This window comes from Bradyrhizobium sp. UNPA324, assembly GCF_006658635.1.
GTDB classification, from domain to species: Bacteria; Pseudomonadota; Alphaproteobacteria; order Rhizobiales; family Xanthobacteraceae; genus Bradyrhizobium; species Bradyrhizobium nanningense.
Map to the genome: position 1 here is coordinate 140,083 of NZ_LFJD01000004.1, position 24,837 is coordinate 164,919.

General features: G+C 64.2%; 23 protein-coding genes. 14 read left to right on the top strand and 9 right to left on the bottom strand.

Features of this window, described 5'->3' with window-relative positions; translation table 11 throughout:
- Nucleotides 1-254: 254 nt before the first annotated feature.
- The 10 genes from UNPA324_RS00705 to UNPA324_RS00745 all read left to right on the top strand — a co-directional run bounded on the left by UNPA324_RS00705 (nt 255) and on the right by UNPA324_RS00745 (nt 9,190).
- Entirely contained in the window at nt 255-419 is a 165-nt protein-coding gene (locus UNPA324_RS00705; protein WP_128922173.1) for a Flp family type IVb pilin, read from the top strand.
- 70 nt (nt 420-489) lie between these two features.
- On the top strand, nt 490-636 hold the full coding sequence (locus UNPA324_RS34905; protein ID WP_164936602.1) for a hypothetical protein: 147 nt from the start codon (nt 490-492) through the stop codon (nt 634-636).
- A gap of 124 nt (nt 637-760) precedes the next feature.
- Nucleotides 761-1,285 carry an A24 family peptidase gene (locus UNPA324_RS00710; protein ID WP_128922174.1) on the top strand — a complete coding sequence of 175 codons (525 nt, stop codon included), beginning with the start codon at nt 761-763 and terminating at the stop codon, nt 1,283-1,285.
- A 128-nt stretch (nt 1,286-1,413) separates the two neighbouring features.
- Nucleotides 1,414-2,214, top strand: coding sequence for a Flp pilus assembly protein CpaB (gene cpaB, locus UNPA324_RS00715; protein ID WP_181769244.1), 801 nt, complete (start codon nt 1,414-1,416; stop codon nt 2,212-2,214).
- Between the two features lie 11 nt (nt 2,215-2,225).
- Nucleotides 2,226-3,701 (top strand): type II and III secretion system protein family protein, encoded by a 1,476-nt coding sequence (locus UNPA324_RS00720; RefSeq protein WP_164936624.1) that lies wholly within the window; start codon nt 2,226-2,228, stop codon nt 3,699-3,701.
- 20 nt (nt 3,702-3,721) lie between these two features.
- Nucleotides 3,722-4,456, top strand: coding sequence for a CpaD family pilus assembly protein (locus UNPA324_RS00725; RefSeq protein WP_141932960.1), 735 nt, complete (start codon nt 3,722-3,724; stop codon nt 4,454-4,456).
- Nucleotides 4,453-5,721 (top strand): CpaE/TadZ family protein, encoded by a 1,269-nt coding sequence (locus tag UNPA324_RS00730; protein WP_128922178.1) that lies wholly within the window; start codon nt 4,453-4,455, stop codon nt 5,719-5,721. Before UNPA324_RS00725 ends, UNPA324_RS00730 begins: the two co-directional genes overlap by 4 nt.
- Nucleotides 5,722-5,742: 21 nt before the next feature.
- Entirely contained in the window at nt 5,743-7,212 is a 1,470-nt protein-coding gene (locus tag UNPA324_RS00735; protein ID WP_028138538.1) for a TadA family conjugal transfer-associated ATPase, read from the top strand.
- 16 nt (nt 7,213-7,228) lie between these two features.
- Nucleotides 7,229-8,206, top strand: coding sequence for a type II secretion system F family protein (locus UNPA324_RS00740; protein WP_128922179.1), 978 nt, complete (start codon nt 7,229-7,231; stop codon nt 8,204-8,206).
- A 9-nt stretch (nt 8,207-8,215) separates the two neighbouring features.
- Nucleotides 8,216-9,190, top strand: coding sequence for a type II secretion system F family protein (locus UNPA324_RS00745; protein ID WP_128922180.1), 975 nt, complete (start codon nt 8,216-8,218; stop codon nt 9,188-9,190).
- Between the two features lie 63 nt (nt 9,191-9,253).
- On the opposite strand, the gene UNPA324_RS00750 is transcribed toward UNPA324_RS00745, so the two are convergent.
- The gene (locus UNPA324_RS00750; RefSeq protein WP_128922181.1) at nt 9,254-10,069 is read right to left on the bottom strand and encodes a tetratricopeptide repeat protein; all 816 of its coding nucleotides are present in this window, start codon (nt 10,067-10,069) and stop codon (nt 9,254-9,256) included.
- A 175-nt stretch (nt 10,070-10,244) separates the two neighbouring features.
- Nucleotides 10,245-10,448, bottom strand: coding sequence for a hypothetical protein (locus tag UNPA324_RS00755; RefSeq protein ID WP_141932963.1), 204 nt, complete (start codon nt 10,446-10,448; stop codon nt 10,245-10,247).
- 200 nt (nt 10,449-10,648) lie between these two features.
- Between UNPA324_RS00755 and UNPA324_RS00760 the strand changes: the two genes are divergently transcribed.
- Entirely contained in the window at nt 10,649-12,022 is a 1,374-nt protein-coding gene (locus UNPA324_RS00760) for a leucyl aminopeptidase family protein (RefSeq protein ID WP_141932965.1), read from the top strand.
- On the top strand, nt 12,015-12,854 hold the full coding sequence (locus tag UNPA324_RS00765; RefSeq protein ID WP_141932967.1) for a C40 family peptidase: 840 nt from the start codon (nt 12,015-12,017) through the stop codon (nt 12,852-12,854). Before UNPA324_RS00760 ends, UNPA324_RS00765 begins: the two co-directional genes overlap by 8 nt.
- Nucleotides 12,855-12,947: 93 nt before the next feature.
- On the opposite strand, the gene UNPA324_RS00770 is transcribed toward UNPA324_RS00765, so the two are convergent.
- The 6 genes from UNPA324_RS00770 to UNPA324_RS00795 form a co-directional block, all read right to left on the bottom strand.
- A complete protein-coding gene (locus UNPA324_RS00770; protein ID WP_181769245.1) occupies nt 12,948-14,585 on the bottom strand; it encodes an ABC transporter ATP-binding protein in 1,638 nt (545 codons plus the stop codon).
- A 5-nt stretch (nt 14,586-14,590) separates the two neighbouring features.
- A complete protein-coding gene (locus tag UNPA324_RS00775) occupies nt 14,591-15,769 on the bottom strand; it encodes an ABC transporter permease (protein ID WP_141932969.1) in 1,179 nt (392 codons plus the stop codon).
- Nucleotides 15,769-16,878: a microcin C ABC transporter permease YejB gene (locus tag UNPA324_RS00780; RefSeq protein ID WP_128922186.1), complete on the bottom strand. Its 1,110-nt coding sequence runs from the start codon at nt 16,876-16,878 to the stop codon at nt 15,769-15,771. Before UNPA324_RS00780 ends, UNPA324_RS00775 begins: the two co-directional genes overlap by 1 nt.
- Nucleotides 16,879-16,880: 2 nt before the next feature.
- The gene (locus tag UNPA324_RS00785) at nt 16,881-18,752 is read right to left on the bottom strand and encodes an extracellular solute-binding protein (protein WP_141932971.1); all 1,872 of its coding nucleotides are present in this window, start codon (nt 18,750-18,752) and stop codon (nt 16,881-16,883) included.
- A 14-nt stretch (nt 18,753-18,766) separates the two neighbouring features.
- Entirely contained in the window at nt 18,767-20,683 is a 1,917-nt protein-coding gene (locus tag UNPA324_RS00790) for an extracellular solute-binding protein (protein ID WP_128922188.1), read from the bottom strand.
- Nucleotides 20,684-20,893: 210 nt separating this feature from the next.
- Nucleotides 20,894-21,448, bottom strand: a complete 555-nt coding sequence (locus UNPA324_RS00795; protein ID WP_128922189.1) for a c-type cytochrome — start codon at nt 21,446-21,448, stop codon at nt 20,894-20,896.
- A gap of 247 nt (nt 21,449-21,695) precedes the next feature.
- Between UNPA324_RS00795 and UNPA324_RS00800 the strand changes: the two genes are divergently transcribed.
- Together UNPA324_RS00800 and UNPA324_RS00805 are read left to right on the top strand one after the other, a co-directional pair.
- Nucleotides 21,696-22,436: a 3-deoxy-manno-octulosonate cytidylyltransferase gene (locus UNPA324_RS00800; protein ID WP_141932973.1), complete on the top strand. Its 741-nt coding sequence runs from the start codon at nt 21,696-21,698 to the stop codon at nt 22,434-22,436.
- 38 nt (nt 22,437-22,474) lie between these two features.
- Entirely contained in the window at nt 22,475-23,335 is an 861-nt protein-coding gene (locus tag UNPA324_RS00805) for a prephenate dehydratase (protein ID WP_141932975.1), read from the top strand.
- Between the two features lie 147 nt (nt 23,336-23,482).
- On the opposite strand, the gene UNPA324_RS00810 is transcribed toward UNPA324_RS00805, so the two are convergent.
- A complete protein-coding gene (locus tag UNPA324_RS00810) occupies nt 23,483-24,502 on the bottom strand; it encodes an LLM class flavin-dependent oxidoreductase (RefSeq protein WP_128922192.1) in 1,020 nt (339 codons plus the stop codon).
- Between the last annotated feature and the right edge of the window lie 335 nt (nt 24,503-24,837).

The following is a 24,837-nucleotide window of genomic DNA, read 5'->3' on the forward strand; positions in this document are numbered from 1 at the left end:
TGCGGATTTGTGTGCTCTTACGCCTACTCCGTGAAATTTAAGGGAGGGTGAAGCAGCCGCTGCGCCGGCGATGCATCTGGAACCGGGAGGAATTGAAGCTGCCGCTTTAAGGCGAAATTCACTCTGGACCAAAGCATTGCGCCAGACGCGGGTTTACGCGATCGGATTAACTCTACCGAAAGAGCTGGGCTCTCATTGTCATCGGGTCAAAGACAGCGCCGAACGAGGCGATCCCACCCGAATGGAGTTTGTTCATGAAGAACTTGATTGCGCGTTTCGCGAAGGATGAATCCGGCGCTACCGCCATCGAATACGGTCTGATCGCCGCCGGCATCGCGCTGGCCATCATCACCGTCGTCAACAGCCTGGGCACCACGCTGAACACCAAGTTCACCGCGATCAGCACCGGGCTGAAGTAAGCAACACACGAATGACGGCAAAAGCCCCGGACCTCCGGGGCCTTTGTTTTTCTGAAGACGGCGAGTTCCAGTGGCGTTGCGCAAGTACAGAACCGGTGCCGCGGTCGCGGCGAACGAGGCAGCTGCGGCGCAGGCCGGCTCGCCGGTCTATTGGGTCTGCCTTGCGCTGCTGCTTGCAACAGCCGCACTCGCCGCGCGCATTGCCAGCCTCTGGTAAGCACGCGTTCCGCGGCTTCGGCCTCGCGTGACCCTCGCTGCCGTTGTCGGTTTGTTTAGCAACTGGCGGCTAGAATCCGGCGACGCCAGTTCCCGCGGCAAACCCAGGCCTCAAGACGCAGCCCATGATCCTCGACCTTGCGCGCCTTCTGCTCTTCCCTGCCGTGATGGCGTTCGCCGCCGCGAGCGATCTCTTCACGATGACGATCTCGAACCGCGTGTCGCTGGCGCTGGTCGCAGGCTTCTTCGCGCTCGCCCTCGCCGGTGGCATGGCACCTTACGAGATGCTGAGTCATGTCGGCGCCGGCGCGCTTCTCCTCGTCGTGGCCTTCACCTGTTTTGCGATGGGCTGGGTCGGCGGCGGCGATGCCAAGGTCGCGGCCTCCGTCGCGCTTTGGTTCGGGTTCGCCCAGCTGATGAACTTCCTGCTCTACGCCTCGCTGTTCGGCGGCGCGCTGACGCTGCTCCTGCTCCAGTTCCGGCAATGGCCGCTGCCCTACGGGCTGGCGGGTCAGGCCTGGCTGGCACGGCTGCACGCCAAGGAGAGCGGCATCCCCTATGGCATCGCGCTCGCGCTGAGCGCGCTGATGGTCTACCCGGAGACCGAATGGGTGAAGGCGATCGACCTCGCTCACCTCGCACTGCGCTGAACGCACCGGGTAAACCCGGCGTTAAGGCGATTTAGATACGCCTCATTAACCATGCTTTGACGAATAGCTGGTCAACTGCCGATTACGGCGGCGGAAGCGTCGCGGCGTCTTGTTGGAAAGTGAAGCGTATGAATAGGGCACGCATTGTCGTCCTGGCGGTCGCCATCTGCGCCGGCGGCGTCGCCGCGTACCTGGCGAGCGGCTCGGACAGATCTGCGCCGCCTCCGGCTGCTCCGGTCGCCCAGCTTCCGACCGTCGACGTCCTCGTGGCCAAGAACGACATCGGCCTCGGCCAGACCGTAAAGCCGGAGGACGTGCAATGGCAGACCTGGCCGGCCGCGACCGCCAGCGCCACCTTCATCCGCCGCAGCGAGCGTCCCGAGGGCGCGACCCAGGTCACCGGTTCGATCGCGCGCGCTCCCTTCATTCAAGGTGAGCCGATCCGCGACCAGAAGCTGGTCAAGGCAGAAGGCTCCGGCTTCATGGCGGCAATCCTGCCCACCGGCATGCGGGCGATCTCGACCGAGATCTCGCCGGAGACCGGCGCAGGCGGCTTCATCCTGCCCAACGATCGCGTCGACGTCCTTCTGACCCGCCGGCTGAAGAACCCGGACCAGAACAACGGCGCCCCCGACGTCGTCACCTCCGAGATCATCCTGGCCAATATCCGTGTCCTGGCCATCGACCAGGCGCCAAAGGAAAAGGACGGTCAGAACGCGGTGGTCGGCAAGACCGTCACCCTCGAGCTCAATCCCGCGCAGACCGCGACACTCTCCGCGGCCCGCCAGAGCGGCACGCTGTCGCTGGCGCTGCGCAGCATCGTCGACGTCAAGATGAGCGAAATCACGCTCGACGATTCCGCGCAGAAGCGGGACGGTATTTCGATCATTCGCTACGGCATTCCAAGTCAGACGGCGAAAGCACGATGAAGACAGTCGATATGAAACGCAGGGTGGATTTGGCGACGATGCGAACCTCAGCGGTCCGCGCCCTGTCGTTTTCGGCCGCTCTGGCGCTGGCGCTCAACCCCATGCTGAACCCCGTAGTCGCCGCCGATTATCGTCCGGTGGCGCAGGCTGCGGCGGATGGCCAAATGAACGCGCGCTTCCTCTCGCTCGGCGTCGGCAAATCCATCGTGATCGACCTGCCGCGCGACATCAAGGACGTGCTGGTCGCCGATCCCAAGATCGCCAACGCGGTGGTCCGCTCGGCGCAGCGCGCCTATATCATCGGCGCCACGGTCGGCCAGACCAATATCGTGTTCTTCGATTCCGCCGGTCAGCAGATTGCGGCCTATGACATCGCGGTCAAGCGCGACCTCAACGGCGTGCGGGCCGCGCTGAAGCAGGTCCTGCCCAATTCGGACATTCAGATCGACGGGCTCGGCGACGGCATCGTCCTGACCGGCACGGCGGCGAATCCGATGGAAGCGCAACAGGCCAACGAGCTCGCCGCGCGCCTGGCCGGCGGCGCCGACAAGGTGGTCAACTCGATCGTGGTGCGCGGCCGCGACCAGGTCATGCTGAAGGTGACGGTGGCGGAGGTCCAGCGCACCATCGTCAAGCAGCTCGGCATCGACCTGAGCGCCAGCCTCAACTACGGCACGTCGGTGGTGAGCTTCACCAACTCCAATCCGTTCACGGCTCTCGGCAAGAACCTGGTGGACGGCAACAATTTGACGACGAAGTTCGGCGGCTCGACGTCGGTGCAGGCCACCTTGCGCGCGATGGAAACCGCGGGTGTGATCCGCACGCTGGCCGAACCGAACCTGACCGCAATCTCCGGTGAATCGGCGACGTTCATCGCCGGCGGAGAATTCCCGGTCCCGGCCGGCTACGCGTGCGACCCCACCACCCATGTCTGTACCACCCAGATCAGCTTCAAGAAGTTCGGCATCTCGCTCAACTTTACCCCCGTGGTGCTGAGCGAAGGCAAGATCAGCCTGCGCGTGATGACCGAGGTCTCGGAACTCTCGAACGAAAACGCGATCACGCTGTCGCAGGCCGTGACCTCGACGTCGGTGAACTCGCTCACGGTCCCCTCGATCAGGACCCGCCGCGCGGAGACCTCGCTGGAAATTCCCTCCGGCGGCGCAATGGCGATGGCCGGCCTGATCCAGCAGCAGACCAAGCAGGCCATCAGCGGACTGCCCGGACTGATGCAGCTCCCGATTCTCGGCACGCTGTTCCGCAGCCGCGATTTCGTCAACAACGCGACCGAGCTGGTCGTGATCGTGACGCCCTATGTCGTTCGCGCGGTGGCGCCAAAGGACCTGTCGCGGCCGGATGACGGCTTCGCCCCGCCTGCGGATCCCCAGGCCCAGCTGCTCGGCAACATCAACCGCATCTACGGCGTGCCCGGCCGGACCGAACCGGCCAGGAATTACCGCGGTACCTACGGCTTCATTACCGACTGATGCGGAACGGGGACTTCACGATGATCACAAGACCACCCCAGCTTCGCAAACGCGCCATCCGCCTCGGTGGCGCGCTGGTCGGCATGGCGCTCGCGCTCGGCGGCTGCCAACACGACGAGGTCGTTACCGCCTCCATTCCCGACGACTACAAGCAGCGCCATCCGATCGCGATCGAGGAGCAGAACCGCTCGATCGTCGTCTTCGTCGGTCATGCCCGCGGCGGATTGACCGCTGCCCAGCGCGCGGACGTGATGGGTGTCGCATCGGCATGGTTGCACGAAGGCACCGGCGCCATCCGCATCGACGTGCCGTCCGGCACGCCTAATGCGCGTCCGGTCGCGGACACGATGCGCGAAATTCAGGCGATGCTGGCGGCGGCAGGCGTTCCACCGCGGGGCGTCAACGTTCACCCCTACCAGCCCGAGGACAAGCGCTTCCTGCCGCCGATCCGGCTCACCTATTCCAAGATCGCCGCGGTCGCGGGTCCCTGCGGCCTGTGGCCGGACGACATCGGCCCTTCCATGAAGAACAAGAGCTGGTTCGAAAACAAGGACTACTACAATTACGGCTGCGCCTATCAGCGCAACCTCGCCGCGATGGTCGACAATCCGTCGGATCTCGAGCAGCCGCGGCCTGAGACGCCGTCCTACACGCCGCGGCGCATCACCGGCCTCGAGAAGTATCGCAAGGGAGTCACGACTGCGACCACCTATCCCGAGGCCGACAAGGCCAAACTCAGCGACACCGGCAAATGATCAGCTACGCTCGCCAGACACACGAAGAGCAGCCGGAAGCAGCCCCTCCGCCGGTCGAGGAGCATATTGCACCCGCGCCCCGCGTCTCGGTCCAGGCCTTCTGCGAGACCGTGGAGACCGCTGCCGCGGTGCAGTCGGCCGGCGAGGATCGCCGTCTCGGCAAGGCTCATCTGAAGATCCAGATGGGCGGCATGGCGGCCGCGATCGAAGCCTACCGCTCGGCTCCCACGCCGAACGTGATCGTGCTCGAGAGCGACGGCCGCAACGACCTCCTGGGCGGGCTCGACCAGCTCGCCACAGTCTGCGACGCCGGCACCCGCGTGGTCGTGATCGGCCGCATCAACGACGTCATGCTCTACCGCGAGCTGGTGCGCCGCGGCGTCAGCGACTATGTGCTCGCGCCGGTCGGCGCGATCGACGTCGTGCGCTCGATCTGCAACCTGTTCTCGGCGCCGGAAGCCAAGGCGGTCGGCCGCATCATCGCCGTGGTCGGCGCCAAGGGAGGCGTCGGGGCCTCTACCATCTCCCACAACGTCGCCTGGGCGATCGCGCGCGATCTCGCAATGGACGCCGTCGTCGCCGATCTCGACCTCGCCTTCGGCACCGCCGGGCTCGACTACAACCAGGATCCGCCGCAGGGCATTGCCGACGCCGTGTTCTCGCCCGATCGCGTCGACACCGCCTTCATCGACCGCCTGCTGTCGAAATGCACCGACCATCTCAGCCTGCTGGCGGCGCCGGCGACACTCGACCGGGTCTATGATTTCGGCACCGACGCCTTCGACTCCGTGTTCGACACGCTGCGCTCCACCATGCCATGCATCGTGCTCGACATTCCGCACCAATGGTCGGGCTGGACCAAGCGCGCCTTGATCGGAGCGGACGACATCCTGATCGTGGCCGCCCCTGACCTCGCCAATCTGCGCAATACCAAGAACCTGTTCGATCTGTTGAAGGCCGCGCGCCCCAACGACCGGCCGCCGCTCTACTGCCTGAACCAGGTCGGCGTGCCAAAAAGGCCCGAAATCGCCGCCGCGGAGTTCGCCAAGGCGATCGAGAGCCAGCCGATCGTCTCGATCCCGTTCGAGCCGCAGATCTTCGGCTCGGCGGCCAACAACGGCCAGATGATCGCGGAGATCTCCGCCAACCACAAGTCGATCGAGATGTTCCTTCAGATCGCCCAGCGCCTGACCGGCCGCAGCGAAACCAAGAAACAAAAGTCGTCCCTGTTTTCACCCCTGATTGACAAGTTGCGGGGAAAATAAGCCGCCGCATGGAGTTGTTAAGTGTTCGGTAAGCGTAGCGGAACAGACACCGACCTTCGGGCGCCCAAGCCCGGCGCCGTGTCGCTCGAGCCTGCCCAGGCTCCAGCGCCGACGGTGTCGCGCGCCCCGCCTCCGCCGGCCGTCGCCTCGCCGCCGCTTGCTCCCGCCAAGGCCCCGCCGCCCCCGGCCATGGAGAGCCGGCGTTCGGACAATTATTACGAGGTCAAGGCGACCATCTTCGGCGCCCTGATCGAGGCGATCGATCTCGCCCAGCTCGCCAAGCTCGACTCGGAATCCGCCCGCGAGGAAATCCGCGACATCGTCAACGAGATCATCGCGATCAAGAACATCGTGATGTCGATCGCTGAGCAGGAAGAGCTGCTCGACGACATCTGCAACGACGTTCTGGGCTACGGTCCGCTCGAGCCGCTGCTGTCGCGCGACGATATCGCCGACATCATGGTCAACGGCGCCAACACCGTCTACATCGAGGTCGCCGGCAAGATCCAGCGCACCGGCATCCGCTTTCGCGACAACCAGCAGCTCCTCAACATCTGCCAGCGCATCGTCAGCCAGGTCGGCCGGCGCGTCGACGAATCCTCGCCGATCTGCGACGCACGCCTCGCCGACGGCTCCCGCGTCAACGCCATCGTGCCGCCGCTGTCGATCGACGGCCCGACGCTCACCATCCGCAAGTTCAAGAAGGACAAGCTGACGCTCGACCAGCTCGTCAAGTTCGGGGCGATCTCGCCGGAAGGAGCCGAGATCCTCCAGATCATCGGCCGCGTCCGCTGCAACGTGCTGATCTCCGGCGGTACCGGCTCGGGCAAGACGACGCTGCTCAACTGTCTGACCAATTACATCGAGCACGACGAGCGCGTCATCACCTGCGAGGACGCTGCCGAGCTCCAGCTCCAGCAGCCCCATGTGGTGCGGCTGGAGACCCGCCCGCCCAATATCGAGGGCGAGGGTCAGGTCACCATGCGCGAATTGGTGCGCAACTGCCTGCGTATGCGGCCCGAACGCATCATCGTCGGCGAAGTCCGCGGACCCGAGGCGTTCGACCTGCTCCAGGCCATGAACACCGGCCATGACGGGTCGATGGGCACGCTGCACGCCAACAACCCGCGCGAAGCCCTGTCGCGCTGCGAATCCATGATCACGATGGGCGGCTTTTCCCTGCCCTCGCGAACGATCCGCGAGATGATCTGCGCTTCGATCGACGTCATCGTCCAGGCCGCGCGCCTGCGCGACGGCTCGCGCCGCATCACCCACATCACCGAGGTGATGGGCATGGAAGGCGACACCATCATCACCCAGGACATCTTCCTCTACGACATGATCGGCGAGGACGCCAACGGCAAGATCATCGGCCGGCACCGCTCGACCGGCATCGGCCGTCCGAAGTTCTGGGAACGCGCCCGCTATTACGGCGAGGAGAAGCGCCTTGCCGCCGCGCTCGACGCCGCGGAAGTGGCGCCCACGACGTGAGCAGGTCAGCGACGCCATGAACATACAGGTCCTCGCCCTCGCATTTCTCGCCACCGCAGCCGTTGGCGGCATCGCCTGGGTTTTCCTCTATCCGCTGCTCTCCGGGGAACGGAAGGCGGAAAGCCGACGCGCCTCGATCTCGCGTGCCGACGCGCCTGCGGCCAAGCAGAGCGAAAAGAGCCAGCGATCGCGCCGCGAGCAAGTCGAGACGTCGCTGAAGGATCTCGAGGCACGGCGCCAGCAGGAGAAGAGCGTTCCGCTCAATGTCCGCCTGTCCCAGGCCGGCCTGGACTGGACGCCGCAGAAATTCTGGATCGTGTCCGCCGTCGTGGCGGGCGTGCTGTTCGCGGCGGCCCTGTTCGTCGGCGGCGGGTTGCTCGGCGCCGCTGGTCTCGCCTTTGCCGGAGGTTTCGGCCTGCCGCGCTGGGCCCTCGGCTTCCTGAAGAAGCGCCGGGAAGACAAATTCCTGAAGGCGCTCCCCGACGCGGTCGACGTCATCGTCCGCGGCATCAAGGCGGGCCTGCCGCTGTTCGAATCGATCAAGGTCGTCGCTGCGGATTCGCCCGAGCCGCTGCGCAGCGAGTTCCTCGCCATCATCGAGACGCAGGCGATCGGTATGCCGCTGGGCGAGGCTTGCTCCCGGCTCTATGAGCGCATGCCGCTGCCCGAAGCCAACTTTTTCGGCATCGTCATCTCGATCCAGCAGAAATCGGGCGGCAACCTCTCCGAGGCGCTGGGCAACCTCTCCAAGGTGCTACGCGACCGCAAGAAGATGAAAGAGAAGATCCAGGCGATGTCGATGGAAGCCAAGGCCTCGGCCGGCATCATCGGTTCGTTGCCGCCGATCGTGATGTTCCTCGTCTATCTCACGACGCCGCACTACATCTCGCTACTTTGGACTCACCCCACTGGCCAGCTGATGCTGGTCGGCTGCGTCGTCTGGATGTCGATCGGCATCATGGTGATGAAGAAGATGATCAATTTCGACTTCTGACGGTGCCGCATGGTCGAGTTCCTCGTTTCGAAACTGCACGACGTCCGCTTCATGACGATGCTGCTGGCGGCCATCGCCGCCAGCGCCACCGTCTATACGCTGGTGATGCCGCTGTTCGCCGGGGAGGGACTCTCCAAGCGCATGAAGGCGGTCGCGAGCGAGCGTGAGCGCATCCGGCAGCGCGAGCGCGAGCGCCTTCACAAGAATGAAAAGGTCTCGCTGCGCCAGACGCCGAAGCAGCTCGTCTCCAAGGTCGTGGAGGACTTCAACCTCACCAAATGGCTCGCGCAAGAGGCAGCGCGGGACAAGCTCATTATGGCCGGCTACCGCGGCCAGGCGCCCTACATCACCTTCCTGTTTGCCCGCATGGTCGCTCCGATCGTGCTCTTCGTCGGCTCGGTCATCTACGTTTTCGTGATCGCGCACATGGAGAAGCCGATGCCGATCAAGATCGGCATCTGCCTCGGCGCGGCCTATCTCGGCCTCCAGGCGCCGATGCTGTTCCTCAAGAATGCGATCTCCAAGCGCCAGCTCTCGATCAAGCGCGCCTTTCCCGATGCGCTCGACCTGCTCCTGATCTGTATCGAGTCCGGCATGTCGGTCGAAATGGCGTTCCGCAAGGTCGCCACCGAAATCGTGGGACAGTCGATTGCGCTGTCGGAAGAGTTCACGCTGACCACAGCCGAATTGTCCTACCTGCAGGATCGCAAGGTCGCCTATGAGAATTTGGCGCGGCGCACCGGACTCGAGGGCGTCAAGTCGGTCTGTCTCGCGCTTCAGCAGGCGGAACGCTACGGCACCCCCCTGGGTCAATCCTTGCGCGTCATGGCCCAGGAAAACCGCGACATGCGCATGACCGAGGCCGAGAAGAAGGCCGCCGCGTTGCCGCCGAAACTGACGGTGCCGATGATCCTGTTCTTCCTGCCCGTGCTGTTCGTCGTCATTCTCGGACCGACCGGCATCAAGATCACCGAGATGCAGTGACACGGAGCCGCTGGCCGTACGCGGGTCGGTGAGACGACTTCGATGGCTGAAGATCAGATCTGATCAATCGGGCTGGTCGAGCGAGGCGACCGGGGTCCGCTTCGGCGCGCCGCGATGATTGTCGCTGCGGCTCAGCATTTCCTTGAGATACGTAACATTGGCCGCGGCCTGGTCCGGCGGCAGATCCGCCTTCACGATGATCTCGGCCTCAGCGAAGCGGCCCTGGAGACCGACGACGAGGCCGAGATTCTGCCGCACCCGGCTGCTGGCGCGCGGCGAGGCGTAGGCCTGCCGCAACGCCTCTTCGGCCTTGGGCAGATCCTTCGACAGCATGTAGGACAGGCCGAGATTGGAAAGCACGCCAGGATCACCCGGCGCGATCTTGAGCGCGCTCGTATAATAGGAGCGCGCCTCCTCGTGACGGCCCATCTGGTCCAGCACGGTGCCCTGCACCGAGAGCAGGCGCCAGTCCGGATTGTCAGGCGAATGCGCTTTCGACAGGACGTCGTAGGCCTGCTGGAAATTGCCGTTGTCGGCGAGCGCGCGGCCATACTGCGCGAGCAGCGCCTTGTTGCCGGGATTGGCGATGGTCGCCTGCTCGAGCACGGCAGCGGCCTGGGCGCGTTGGCCGTTGGCACGCAAAGCCTGGCCATAGGCCAGCGCCGCCTCGGCATCCCGGGGATTGGCACGGTAGCGCTCGCCATAGACCTCGACGGCGCGCGCGGGATCGGCGGGAGCCGCCTCCGCCCGTGGTCCGCCGAGCGAACCCGTCACGTCGGAGAGTTTCGACATGCCCGTGCAGCCGCCGAGGCCCATGGCCACCGCCGCGACCAGCGAGGTGGACGCAAGAAGCCGGGCGAGACTGAACCGTTGACGCATGACGCCTTGACTCTCGAGCCGATTGATCGAGCCGAACGCGCCAGCAATAGACTGTTAACCCTAACGGCCGGTTAACGCCCCTTCCCGGACCACACCTCTCACGGCGACGTTTGCGGCGGCGCCCCATCGCCGAGGTCGAGATCGAGGCCGAGCGCCCTCACCTGCAATTGCCGCCTCAATATTCGATGGCGAGCCGCTTGCGGATTTCGTCGATGCGCTTGTCGAGCGCATCGAATCGCGCGTGGACGGAGCGGTCGTGGAGATAGAAGACGTAACCGCCGGCAAGGAACGCGAAGATCCAGTGGTGGTGCTCGACATAACCAAAGATCACCTCGATAGCCTGGCCGATGAATGTGACCACGCTCCACACAAATTCCATCGCATGTCCTCCCGGCGCGTTTGTCGGCGGTCGCCCGATCGTCGTCCCTGGCAACCGTTGCCGGAACCTAGCATGGCCCCCTTGCCGCGAGTAGCGGGCTCGCCCAACGGTGACAGCAAAGCCGATTGCAGCCGCGGCGAAACTCTGCGAAGTCTCGTCCCGTTCGCATGCCCGCTTGATCCGACGATCCGGACCCGCCAATGCCTTCTGTCTTCGAGACGTCACCCACCGCCATCCCGATCACTTTCGTCACGAAATCGAGCTGGGATCGGGTCGCCGAGGCGCTGCCGCCACCGCAACGCCTGTTCGCCACTGCATGCGCCTTTACGGCCAAGCCGGGCGCCTATCTGGCGCTGCCCGCGCCCGACGGCACGATAGCGCAGGTGCTGTTCGGCCTCGAGGACGACGCCGCAAAATCACGCGACCTGTTTCGGCCCGGCGCCCTGCCCGGGCTGCTGCCGCCGGGCATTTATCGTTTTGCCAATGCGCCACACGATACACGGCTGGCCGCGCTCGCTTTTGCGCTGGGGTGCTACCGCTTCGCGCGCTACCGCAAGGCTGACAGGCCCGACGTCCGGCTGGTGCCGCCTGACGGCATCGACGCCACCGAGATCGGGCGGATCGCCGACGCAGCGATGCTCGCGCGCGACCTCATCAACACGCCGTCCAACGACATGGGGCCGGAAGAGCTCGCCGCTGCTGCGCAAGCGCTCGCCGTCGAATTCGGGGCAAGCTTTGCCTGCACCATCGGCGAGGAGTTGGAGAAGCACTTCCCGCTGATCTACGCCGTCGGCATGGCCTCCAGCCGCGCGCCGCGGCTGATCGACATCGGTTGGGGCGACCCTGAGCATCCCAACGTGACGCTGGTCGGCAAGGGCGTCTGCTTCGACACCGGCGGGCTCGACCTGAAGCCGTCGAGCGGCATGCTGATTATGAAGAAGGACATGGGCGGCGCCGCCAATGTGCTGGCGCTGGCGCGCATGGTGATGGATGCGAAACTGAAGGTGCGGCTTCGCGTGCTGATTCCGGCCGTGGAGAACGCGGTCGCGGGCAATGCCTTCCGCCCGCTCGACATCTTCACCTCGCGTAAGAGCATCACCGTCGAGATCGGCAACACCGACGCGGAAGGCCGGCTGGTGCTCGCCGACGCGCTGGCGCTGGCCGACGAGGAGAAACCCGACCTGCTGGTCGACCTGGGCACGCTGACCGGCGCGGCGCGTGTCGCGCTGGGACCGGATTTGCCGCCCTTTTACACCAATGATGAGACCCTTGCCGCCGACCTTTCGCGCTGCGCGGTGAAGGAGAACGATCCGTTGTGGCGCATGCCGCTGTGGCCGCCTTACGATTCCTGGCTGGACTCCAAGACGGCCACGATCACCAACGCGCCATCGGGCGGCTTTGCCGGCTCGATCACCTGCGCGCTGTTCCTGCAGCGCTTCGTCGAACACGCCCGAAGCTGGCTGCATGTCGACATCTACGGCTGGACACCGACGGCAAAGCCCGCACGCCCCGAAGGCGGCGAGTGCCAGGCCGCGCGCGCCATCTACAGCTTGTTGAGCGAGCGCTATGCATGATCCGCGATTGACACCGGCGCGAGGCGACCTCGCGGCGAAATATCTCGAAGGCAAGGTGCAGGCGGATCGCTTCGTCACCGGCGAGGAATTCGAGGTGATCGAACCGGTCGCGCCGTTGCGCGAACAGCCATCTTCGAACGCGATGCTGATGACGGAGGCACTGCGCGGCGAACGCGTCACCATCTACGACCGCAACGGCGAGGGTTGGGCGTGGGGCCAGCTCAATGGCGACGGCTATGTCGGCTGGCTGCCGGAAGCGGCGCTGGTGAAGCCATCGGCTGCACCAACTCACCTGGTCAGCGCGCTGCGGACGTTTGCCTTCCCCGGTCCCTCGATCAAGCTGCCGCCGGCCGACACGCTGGTGATGGGATCCAAGCTCGCCGTGACACGCGAAGAGGGTAGCTTCGCCGTGACGCGCGACGGCAGATATCTGCCGAGGACGCATCTTGCCTCACTCGATCACCGCGAGCCGGACTTCGTCGCGGTCGCCGATCGCTTCGTCGGCACGCCCTATCTCTGGGGCGGGAAGAGCAGTTTTGGCATCGATTGCTCCGGCCTCGTCCAGGTCTCGTTGACATCAGCGGGGATTGGCTGCCCGCGCGACAGCGACATGCAGCTGGCCGGTCTCGGGCGCGCGCTGGAGCCGCATGAGCGAAGCTTGCGGCGCGGGGACCTGATCTTCTGGAAAGGCCATGTCGCGATCGTCCGCGATGGCAGCACCATGGTTCACGCCAACGCGCATCACATGGCGACAATCATCGAACCGATCGAGCCGGCCATTGCGCGGATCAGGCAGGCCGGCTGCGAGGTCGTTGCGATCAAGCGGCTATAGCGAGATCTCGTAGGGTGGCGTAACCCACCTCTTCAGCTTCCGTTGAGAGAGAAGCGGTGGGTTACGGCTTCGCCTAACCCACCCTACCAGATACTACGTCGCCACCGAGCCGTTCCCGGCGGTCTCCAGCCGGAACGCAGCCGCAAACAGCGCCCGCGTGTAATCCGTCTTCGGGTGCTTGAACAGTTCGGCGGCCTGTCCCTCTTCGACGACCTTGCCGCCCCGCATCACGATCAGGTGGCTCGCCAGCGAAGCGACGACGCGCAAATCGTGCGAGATGAACAAGTAGGTGAGGTCGCGCTTGCGCTGGAGCTCGCGCAACAGATCGACCATCTGCGCCTGGAACAGCATGTCGAGCGCGCTGGTCGGCTCATCCAGCACGACGAAATCCGGCTCCAGCACCACCGCGCGCGCGATACTGATGCGCTGGCGCTGGCCGCCGGAGAATTCGTGGGGATAGCGGTAGCGGGTATCGGGCTTCAGCCCGACGTCTTCCAGCGCCTTGACGACCCGCGCCTCACGCTCTTCGCGCGACAGCTTCGGCTGATGCACGGAGAGACCCTCGGCGATGATGTCGGCGATCGACATGCGCGGTGAGAGCGAGCCGAACGGGTCCTGGAACACGATCTGCATGTCGCGCCGGAAGGGCCGCATCTCCTTGAAGCGCAGGCCCTGGATGTCCTTGCCTAGGAAGACGATGCGTCCGTTCGAGGAGATCAAGCGCAGCAGCGCCAGCCCGAGCGTGGTCTTGCCCGAACCGGATTCGCCGACGACACCGAGCGTCTCGCCCTTGCGCACGGCGACGCTGACGCCGTCGACCGCCTTGATGTGGCCGACCGTCTTGCGCATCAGCCCGCGCTTGATCGGAAACCACACTTTCAGGTCATTGGCGGACATCACCATCGGCGCATCCGGCTGCGGCGGCGCCGGATCGGGCTTCGGCTCCGCCGCGAGCAGGTCGCGCGTATAGGGATGTTTCGGCGACTTGAAGACCTGCTCGACCGGTCCCTGCTCGACGATCTCACCGCTCTTCATGACACAGACCGTGTCGGCGATGCGGCGCACGATGCCGAGATCGTGGGTGATGAAGAGCAGGCTCATGCCGAGCCGCGAGCGGATCTCGGCGAGCAGCGCCAGGATCTGCGCCTGCACGGTGACGTCGAGCGCCGTCGTCGGCTCGTCCGCGATCAAGAGGTCCGGCTCGTTGGCGAGCGCCATCGCGATCATCACGCGCTGGCGCTGGCCGCCAGAAAGCTGATGCGGATAGCTGTTCAGCCGCGTTTCGGGCTCGGGAATGCCGACCTGCGTCAAGAGCTCCAGCGTTCGCCTGCGCGCCTCGGCATTGCTGGTCGGATTGTGCAGCTGGATGATCTCGCCGATCTGCGCCTCGATCGTATGCAGCGGATTGAGCGAGGTCATCGGCTCCTGGAAGATGATGGAGATGTCGCTGCCTCTGATCTCCCGCATCTCCTGCTCGGAGCGCTTGATCAGCTCCTGCCCCTTGAAGCGGATGCTCCCCGACGGGTGCGAGGCGTTCGGATAGGGCAGCAGCTTGAGAATCGAAAGCGCGCTGACCGACTTGCCGGAGCCGGATTCGCCGACCAGCGCCAGGCATTCGCCGCGCTTGATCTGGAACGAGATCTTGTCGACCGCGAGCGTGGTGGCGCCGCCCTGGTGGAAGGCCACCGAAAGGTCGCGCACGGCGAGCAGGGGCTGGTTGATCGCGTCCATCGGTCTTACCTGAACGTCTTGCGCGGATCGAAGGCGTCGCGCACCGCTTCGCCGATGAAGATCAGGAGCGACAGCATGATCGCGACCGAGAAGAAGCCGGAGAAGCCGAGCCAGGGCGCCTGCACGTTGGACTTGGCCTGCGACAGCAATTCGCCGAGCGATGGCGATCCCGGCGGCAGGCCGAAGCCCAGGAAATCGAGTGCCGTCAGCGTCATCACCGAGCTCGACACGATGAAGGGCAGGAACGTCATGGTCGCCACCATCGCATTCGGCAGCAGGTGGCGGAACATGATGACCGGGTTGGACACGCCGAGCGCCCGCGCCGCCTGGATGTATTCGAAATTGCGGCCGCGCAGGAATTCGGCCCGCACGAGACCGACCAGCGAGACCCAGGAGAACAGCAGGAGGATACCAAGCAGAACGAAGAAGCCGGGCACCAGCACCGAGGACAGGATCAGGAGAAGATAGAGCGAGGGAATCGCCGTCCAGATCTCGATGAAGCGCTGGAAGATGAGATCGACCCGACCGCCGAAATAGCCCTGCACCGCGCCCGCTGCGATGCCGATGACGGACGAGACGATGGTGAGGCAAAGGCCGAACAGCACGGAGATACGGAAGCCATAGATCAGCCGCGCGACGACATCGCGGCCCTGATCGTCGGTGCCGAGCCAGTTATATTCGAGGTCGCGGCAGCTCTTCAGCCCCTTCTTCTCCACCACCGGCTGGCACTGCTTCTCGGTCAACATCCAGGTCGGCGGCGACGGTGCCGGCGTCGGCAGATCGAGGTTATGGGTGTCGTAGGAATAGCGGATCAGCGGCCAGACGATGCTGCCGTTCTTCTCCTTGATCAGCTTCTGCAGATAGGGATCGCGATAGTCGGCAGCCGTTTCGAAGTCACCGCCGAAGGTGGTTTCGGAATAGGTCACGAAGGCCGGCCAATAGAGATGGCCGTCGAACTTGACCAGGAAGGGGCGGTCGTTGGCGATCAGCTCGGCGAACAGCGAGACCACGAACAGGGCGATGAAGATCCAGAACGACCAGTAGCCGCGGCGATTGGCCTTGAAGTTCTGCCACCGCCGCCTGTTCAGCGGCGAAGGCGCAAAGGGCTTGCGCGTGATCGGAACGACCTCGCCGAGCGGCGACTGAGTCGTGATCTCGATCGGCGTCGGCGCAGTAATCGTCATCAGACCTCCCGCGCCTCGAAATCGATCCGGGGGTCGATCCACATATAGGTCAGGTCGGAGACCAGATTGATCACGAGGCCGACCAACGAAAAGATGTAGAGCGTGCCGAACACCACGGGATAGTCGCGGTTGAGCACGCTCTCGAAGCTGAGCAGGCCCAGCCCGTCCAGCGAGAAGATGGTCTCGATCAGAAGCGAACCCGAAAAGAAGGCATGGATGAAGGTGCCGGGAAAGCCCGCGATCACGATCAGCATCGCGTTGCGGAAGACATGGCCGTAAAGCACCCGCCCCTCGCTGCAACCCTTGGCACGCGCAGTCATGACGTATTGCTTGCGGATCTCGTCCAGGAACGAGTTCTTCGTCAGGAACGTCATGGTGGTGAACGCACCTAACCCCATGGCGATCAGCGGCAGCGTCAGATGCCAGAAGTAATCGATGATCTTCCAGTACCAGGGAAACTGCGACCAGCCGTCCGAGGTCAGTCCGCGCAGCGGGAACCAGTTGAAGAAGGAACCGCCGGCGAACAGGATGATGAGGAGGATCGCGAACAGAAAGCCGGGAATGGCATAGCCCAGCACGAGAATGGTCGATGTCCAGGTGTCGAAGCGCGTGCCGTCCTTCACCGCCTTGCGGATGCCGAGCGGGATCGAGATCAAATAGGTGATCAGCGTCAGCCAGAGCCCGAGCGAAATCGAGACCGGCAGCTTCTCCTTGATGAGCTGGAGCACGCTGACGTCACGAAAATAACTCTTGCCGAAATCGAAGCGGGCGAAATTCCAAACCATCAGAGCGAAACGCTCCGGTGCCGGCTTGTCGAAACCGAACTGTGCCTCGAGCTTCTTGATGAAGTCAGGATCAAGACCCTGCGCGCCGCGATATTTCGAGTTGATGGCATCGCCGCCGGCCCCCAACTGTCCCGGCGCGCGCTGTGCAAAGTCGCCGCCGCCCGAAATGCGCGACGTGCCGCCGGTATCGGCTCCCGAGAGTTGCGCGATGACGCGCTCGACCGGGCCGCCCGGCGCGAATTGCACGACGATGAAGGACACGAACAGGATTCCGAGCAGCGTCGGGATCATCAGGAGGATGCGGCGGGCGATGTAGGCGCTCATGATTATTTCGCCTGCTCGAGCTTGGCGGCCTTCGCCGTGTCGAACCACCAGTTCTCAGGCGCACCGACGCCTTGCGCGTATTTCGGCGGCTTGGCGGGATGGCTGAACTGGTCCCAATAGGCGACGCGATGGAAGTTGGCATACCATTGCGGCACCCAATAGCGCCCGGCCCGGAACACGCGGTCGAAGGCCCGGCAGGCCGTGGTCAGCTCCGCCCGGGTCTGTGCGGCAATGATCTTCTCGATCAGCGCGTCGATCACAGGATCGGAGATGCCTGCGAGATTGTACGAGCCCTTGGTCTTGGCCGCCTGCGAGGAGAAGAACGCCCGCATGGCATCGCCTGGAGTCGCCGACATCGAGAAGCGTTCGATCGTCATGTCGAAATCGAAATCCTCGAGCCGCGCGCGGTATTGCACGGCATCGACCAGACGGAAGGAGGCGTCGATCCCGAGCGTTGCGAGGTTCTTCAAATAAGGCCCGTGATGCGGCTGGATCGACTGCTCGTCGTTGAGGAATTCGATCGTGAAAGGCTCGCCATTGGGCAGAACCCGTTTGCGGTCCTTGATGATGTAGCCGGCCTCGTTGAGCAGCTCGCTCGCCTTGCGCAGCAGGGCGCGGTCCTGACCGGAGCCGTCCGATACCGGCGGCGCGAAGGGCTGGCCGAACACTTCGTCGGGCACCTTGCCGCGGAAGGGCTCGAGCAGCGCGAGCTCTTCCGGCGAAGGCGGGCTGGACACCATCATGTCGGAATTCTGGAACGGCGAGTGCGTGCGTGCATAGGCGCCATACATGATCGACTTGTTGGTCCACTCGAAATCGAAGGCGTAGATCAGCGCTTCGCGCACGCGCGAATCCGCGAACTTGTTGCGGCGCAGATTGATGAACCAACCCTGTGCGCCCGAAGGCGTCTCGTCCGGCAGCTGCTCTTGCTTGACGCGACCGTCCTTCACCGCCGCGAAATCATAACGCGTCGCCCAGATGCGCGACGTAAGCTCCTCGCGGAACAGATAGTTCTTGCCGGTGAAGCCTTCGAAGGCGACGTCGCGGTCGCGGTAGAATTCGTAGCGCACCGTGTCGAAATTGTAGCTGCCGCGGCACACCGGCAGGTCGGCGCCCCACCAGTCCTTGACGCGCTCGTATTCGATGTAGCGGTTGACCTCGAACCTGCCGACCTTGTACGGGCCGGAGCCCAGCGGGGTATCGAGCGACGATTCATCGAAAGCGCGCGTGGCGTAATAAGCCTTCGAGAAGATTGGAAGGCTCGCGACATAGAGCGGCACGTCCCGCGCCCGGTTCGGCGCGAAGGTGACGACCACGGTGACGTCGTCCAGCGCCTCGGCCATCACGAAATCGCGCAGCTGCACGACGATCAGCGGATGCCCCTTCTCCTTCAGCGTGTTGAGCGAGAAGGCGACGTCGTGCGCGGTGAGCCTGGAGCCGTCGTGGAAGCGGGCCTCGGGCCGTATCGTGAAGGTGTAGGCCAGTTTGTCGGGCGAGATCCGCACTGATTTCGCTGCAAGCCCGTACATCGCGTCGGGCTCGTCATTGGCGCGCGCCATCAACGGCGCAAAGGTCATGTCCATGCCCTGCGCGCCCTCACCCTTCAGTATGTAGGCGTTCAGCGAAGAGAACGTGAAATAAGACTGGTTGTAGGCGCGCACCGAGGGAATCAGGGAGAACGCGCCGCCCTTCGGCGCGTCGACATTGACGTAACCGAAATGATGGAAATCGGCGGGGTATTTGAGATCGCCGAACGCCGAGATGCCGTGAGCCTCGATGGACCCCTCGGACGCCGCCGCGCTGTGGCGTGCGACAGCGCTGAATGCGCCGCCGACACCGAGGATCAGCACATGCCGGCGTGACATCTGCGTCATGCGGGAAATATCCTTCACGACTTCTTTGCGATCCGCGCCGCCTTGTCTGCGTCATACCACCAGATGAGCGGGAAGCCGGACTGGCCATATCTAGGCAATTCCGCCGGCCGGCCGAAGCGATCCCAGCGCGCGGTGCGAACCTTTGGATAATTCCACTGCGGCACGACGTAGTGATTCCACAGCAGTACACGGTCGAGCGCCTTGGCTGCAGCGACAAGATCGTCGCGATCACTGGCGTAGATGACCCGTTCGATCAGCTTGTCGATCGCGGGATTCTTGATCCCGGCAAGATTGCGGGAGCCGGCGATGTCAGCCGTCTTGGACGACCAGAACTCGCGCTGCTCGTTGCCCGGCGACTGCGACTCGGGCCAGGAGTTGGTGACCATGTCGAAATCCCACTCGCGCGTCCTGTTCTCGTACTGGGTCGGATCGACCGTCCGCACGCTGACGGCGATGCCGAGCCGCTCGAGGGACGGCTTGTAGAACAGGGTGATCCGCTCGAAGCTCGGATCCGAGTTCAGCAATTCCAGGGAGAACTGGGTGCCGGTCTTGACGTCGATCAGCTTGCGGTCGCGTATCTCGTAGCCGGCCTCCTTGAACAGGCGCAGCGCTTCGCGCAAATTATCGCGCACGGCCTCCGGACTGCCCCCCACCGGATTGCTGTAGGCCGTCGTGAAAACTTCGGGCGGGACCTGAGCACGGACGGTCTCGAGGATCTCCAGCTCTTTCCCTTGCGGCACGCCTGTTGCCATCAGATCTTCGATGCCATCGAAATAGCTGCTGATGCGCTTGTACTGGCCGTAGAATATCTGCTTGTTCATCTCCTCGAAGTCGAATGCGTAGTTGAGCGCGCGACGCACGCGCGGATCGCTGAACTTGGCGCGGCGCAGGTTCGGCACGAAGGCCTGCATCACGCCCGAGCTGCGATTGGCGAACTCCTCGAGGATCACGCGCTTTTCGCCGACGGCCGGGAAGTCGTAGGCGGTCGCCCAGTTCTTCGCGCTGTTCTCGGTGCGCCAATCGACCTGATCGGCCTTGAAAGCCTCGATCGCGACAGTGGCGTCGCGGAAATATTCGTAGCGCAGCTCGTCGAAATTGTTGCGGCCCACATTGGCCGGCAGATCGCGGCCCCAATAATCCCTAACGCGCTCCAGTGCGATCGACCGTCCTGCAACGAAGTCCTTGACCTTGTAGGGACCGGAGCCGAGCGGCACTTCGAGCGTGGTCGCCGACACATCGCGCTTGCGGCCCTGCGCGTCGGTCCCCTCCCACCAATGCTTCGGCAAGACGATAAGCTGCCCGACGATCTGCGGCAATTCGCGGTTGCCCGGCGCGTCGAATACGAACTTCACCTCGCGCTCGCCGATCTTCTCGGCCTTCACCACATGGCTGTAATAGGCCGAGTACATGGGGTGGTGCTTCTTGAAGGAATCGAGCGAGAAGATCACGTCATCGGGGGTGACCGGCTTGCCGTCGTGCCACTTGGCTTGCGGCCGCAAGCGGTAGGTGACGAAGGAGAAATCATCGGGATGGCTGACGGCCTCGGCCAGCGCGCCGTATTCGGTCGAGACTTCGTCGAGCGAGGGCGTGGTGAGGGATTCGTAGATGAATGCGACGGCGCCTGCGACCTGCCCCTTCACGCCCGACACGACGATGTTGAAATTGTCGAAGGTGCCGACGGCGATCTGGCGGGCGACGCCGCCCTTGGGCGCTTCCGGATTGACATAGTCGAAGCGCTTGAAATCGGCGGGGTACTTGACCTTCCCGAACAGCGACAGCGCATGGCGCCAAGGAGGCCCATTTGAAGTCAGCTCACTGGCGGATTGGGCCTGCGCTGGGCCGATGGCGGGAACGCTGCCCAAGGAACCGAGGACGGGAAGCGCTGCGGCCGCAGTGCCGGTGAGCAGGAGATCGCGTCGGGTGATGGCCAAATCAACATCCCTGTCTTGAAGGAGGCTACTCCTTTAAGTTCCCAATATAGGCGAGGTTTCGACCGAATATGTTGCTTTTTCCTCATCTTGAAAGGCCGGAGGCCCGTCAGATGCGGCCAAACGCCCCGATAAATTCGCCGCGAGGCCCGGATAACGAAACGGCCAGGCTTTTCAGCCTGGCCGTTTCTTCCAGAGCAGGCTTTTGACGCCTTACTTCGACGCGGTCGGCAGCGGCTGCGGATGCTCCGACAGCGAATTCAAATAGGCAATGACGTCGGCGCGCTCGGAGTCCTTGGGAATACCGGCGAAGCCCATCGCGGTGCCCGGGATGAAGCCCTTCGGATTGGCAATGAACTTGTTGAGATCGTCGAAGGTCCAGGTGCCGCCCTTGCCTTTCATCGCGGCCGAGAAGTTGAACCCGCGGCCCTCGCCCTTCGCCTCGCCGACGACGCCGTAAAGGTTCGGACCGACGCGATTCGGGCCGCCCTTTTCGAAGGTGTGGCAGGCGCCACACTTCTTGGCGGCCGCGGCACCCTTCTCGACCGAGGCGGCCTGGAGCAGCTTTTCGATCGGCTCGGCGGAGGCAGCAGCAGCGCCGCCGCCTTCCTTGCCGTGGCCGGCATCTTCCTTCACGGCGATCTCGAAGCCCGGCTTTTCCGGCATCTTGGGCGAGAACAGCGCACTCGCGGTGAAGCTCGTCACCAGCAGGATCAGACAGGTGCCGAGCACGGCACCGAGAATTTTATTGAGTTCGAAAGAGTCCATTTCCGGCCAGGCCCCACACCGCAAGAAAGATCGAGCGGCCAGGCGGCCGCCAGGACGAGCCTCGGGAGAATCAAACGTTCCTGATCGTTTCCCCGAGTTTTGCCATTGAGATATCGGTTTGCCCGGGGTCTGGCAACCCGTATAAGCGACCCCGCTTGCAGCCCGTCCCCACTCCATTTCTCGGCGCGAAAAACGCCCCGTTTCCAGGCCCTTGACCCCAAGAACTTGAACCCAAGAACTTGAACCCATGATCGATCCTCGCATCCTGGTGCTGATCCCGGCCCGCATGGCCGCCACCCGCCTGCCCGGCAAGCCGCTCGCCGATATCGCGGGCCTGCCGATGATCGTGCACGTGCTACGCCGCGCAGAGGCCGCCGCAATCGGCCGGGTCGCGGTCGCAACCGACACGCCGGAGATCGCCTCGGTCGTCGCGGCCCATGGCGGCGAAGCCGTGATGACGCGCGCCGACCACCCTTCTGGCTCGGACCGCATCCACGAGGCCATGCAGAAGCTCGACCCCGAGGGCAAGGCCGAGATCGTGATCAATCTGCAGGGCGATTTCCCGACGATCACGCCGCAGACCATCCGCGAGGTGCTGCCGCCCTTCGCCGATCCGGCGGTCGATATCGTAACGCTGGCCTCGCAGATCCACACCGAGGAGGAGGATCTTGCCCCGAGCGTCGTGAAGGCCGTCGGCTCGCCGATCGGACCGCGGCGGCTGCGGGCTCTATATTTCACCCGCGCCACCGCGCCCTACGGCAACGGACCGCGCTACCACCATATCGGCCTCTATGCTTACCGCCGCGCTGCGCTGGAGCGGTTCGTGTCGCTGCCGCCTTCGCCGCTGGAGCGCCAGGAAAGCCTGGAGCAGCTCCGCGCGGTCGAAGCCGGCATGCGCATCGACATCATGATCGTCGACATCCTGCCCCGCGGCGTCGACACGCCGCCCGATCTCGAAACCGCGCGCAGCATCCTTTCCAAATCCTGAGCGGCTGCTACAAGGCGCGGCAGGAGCACTATTAAGACATGACCAAGCTGAAAATCGCATTCCAGGGCGAGCCCGGGGCCAATTCGCACATCGCCATCGTCGAGGCCTATCCCGACGCCGAGCCGATGGCCTGCGCCACCTTCGAGGACGCGCTGTCGGCGATCGCGTCGGGCGAGGCCGATCTCGGCATGATCCCGATCGAGAACTCGGTCGCCGGTCGCGTCGCCGACATCCATCATCTGTTGCCGGCCTCCGGCCTCTTCATCATCGGTGAGTGGTTCCTCCCCGTTCGGCATCAATTGATGGCGGTGAAGGGGACCAGGCTCGAAGACATCAAGAGCGTCGAGAGCCATGTGCATGCGCTCGGCCAGTGCCGGCGCATCATCCGCAAACTCGGCATCAAGCCGATCGTGCACGCCGACACCGCCGGCAGCGCCCGCGACATCTCCGAACGCAATGACAAGACCGTCGCCGCGATCGCCTCGCGCCTCGCCGCAAAGATCTACGGCCTCGACATCCTCGCCGAGGACATCGAGGACGAGGCCCACAACACCACACGCTTCGTGGTGCTGGCGCGCGAGCCGAAATGGGCCGCGCAGGGCTCCGGCCCGCTGGTCACGACGTTCGTGTTCCGCGTGCGCAACTTGCCGGCCGCGCTCTACAAGGCGCTCGGCGGCTTTGCCACCAACGGCGTCAACATGACCAAGCTCGAGAGCTACATGGTCGACGGCAATTTCTTCGCCACACAGTTCTACGCCGACGTCGACGGCCACCCCGAGGACAAGGGTCTCGCCTTCGCCATCGAGGAGCTGAAGTTCTTCTCGCGCGAATTCCGCATCGTCGGCGTGTATCCGGGCCATCCGTTCCGCGCGACGTTCAGCGAAGCGCAGCAGGATTAGTTTCGTGTCCCGGACGCGCGAAGCGCGAGCCGGGACCCAGAGGCCGCAATAGTCAGCCGCACGATGGGCCCCGGACGCAGCGCACCGCACCGGACGATGCTTCGCATCGCCGGGAGCGCTGCGCTGCGTCCGGGGCACAAGAGCGGGTTAGGCGGCTTCTCTCTTCACCAACCCAAACGCCTCCGCGAGCAGCGAATACGATTTCTTCCGCGCCTCGTGATCGTACACGGCGGTGATCACCATCAACTCGTCCGGCTTGCTCGCCTCGATCAACAGCTGCAGCTTCCTCTGCACCGTCGCGGGGCTGCCGACGAACAGGCGGGAACGGTTGCGCAGGATCGAGGTGCGTTCAGCGTCGGAGTAAGGATAGGCCAGCGCCTCCTCGACGCTTGGCAGCGGCAGATATTGACCGCGGTCGCGACGCAGCCGGTTGAGGTCGAACGAAGAAGCGAGCCGTTCGGCCTCCGCGTCGGTATCGGCGGCGATGACGGCAACCGCGAGGATCGCGTGCGGGGTGGCGCGCCACGCCGAGGGCTGGAAGCGGTTGCGGTAATGCACCATCGCATCAACGGCATCGTGGGACGCGAAGTGATGGGCGAAGGCGAAGCCCATGCCGATCTGCGCGGCCAGCTCCGAGGAATAATCGCTGGAGCCGAGCAGCCAGATCGGCGGCAGGGCGGTGTCATCGGGCATGGCGACGACGTTGTTGTAGGGGTGCCCAGCGGGGAATTCGCGCGTCTGCCACAGAATCAGCTCGTGCAGCCGCTCCAGGAAATCGTCGCCCTCGCGGCGGTCGAGCCGGCTGCGCAGAGCGTAAGCCGTCGCACCGTCGGTGCCGGGGGCGCGGCCGAGACCGAGATCGATCCGGCCGGGAAACAGCGCCTCCAGCATCTTGAAGCGCTCGGCGACGACCAGAGGGGCGTGGTTGGGCAGCATCACCCCGCCGGAGCCGACGCGGATATGCTTCGTCACCGCCGCGATCTGGCCGATCATGACGTCGGGCGCCGGGCTCGCGACCGAGGCAAGGTTGTGGTGCTCGGCGAGCCAGTAGCGGACATAGCCGAGGCCATCGACATGGCGCGCCAGGTCGATGCTATTGCGCAGCGCCGCGGCAGGCTTGGTGCCTGATGTGACGACGGAGAGGTCGAGGACGGAGAGCGGGATCATGGCGGCTTAACCTAATGGAGGGCCGCGCGGCGACAATGGGCCGGCTGCGCAGGTCTGACGTGTGCGGACCACGAGCCGGAGCGGGTTGGTCGTAGCGAGCTGATGGGCCAATTAACATCTGGACAACATTTATTTCGGCCTGCCCATCATCTGAAGTTTCCCCAAATCAGCCTTGCTTGCTCTATAATATATTGATATTATGCGCATTTTATAAGAATACCAATGTCCCACAAAAATTGACATTCGACCAATAATTCCGGAATTATTGGCATAAGTGGGCCACTTCCCATTTCCGATGGGCTGTCGATCAACCCGCCTTTGGCTTATCTTGGGCT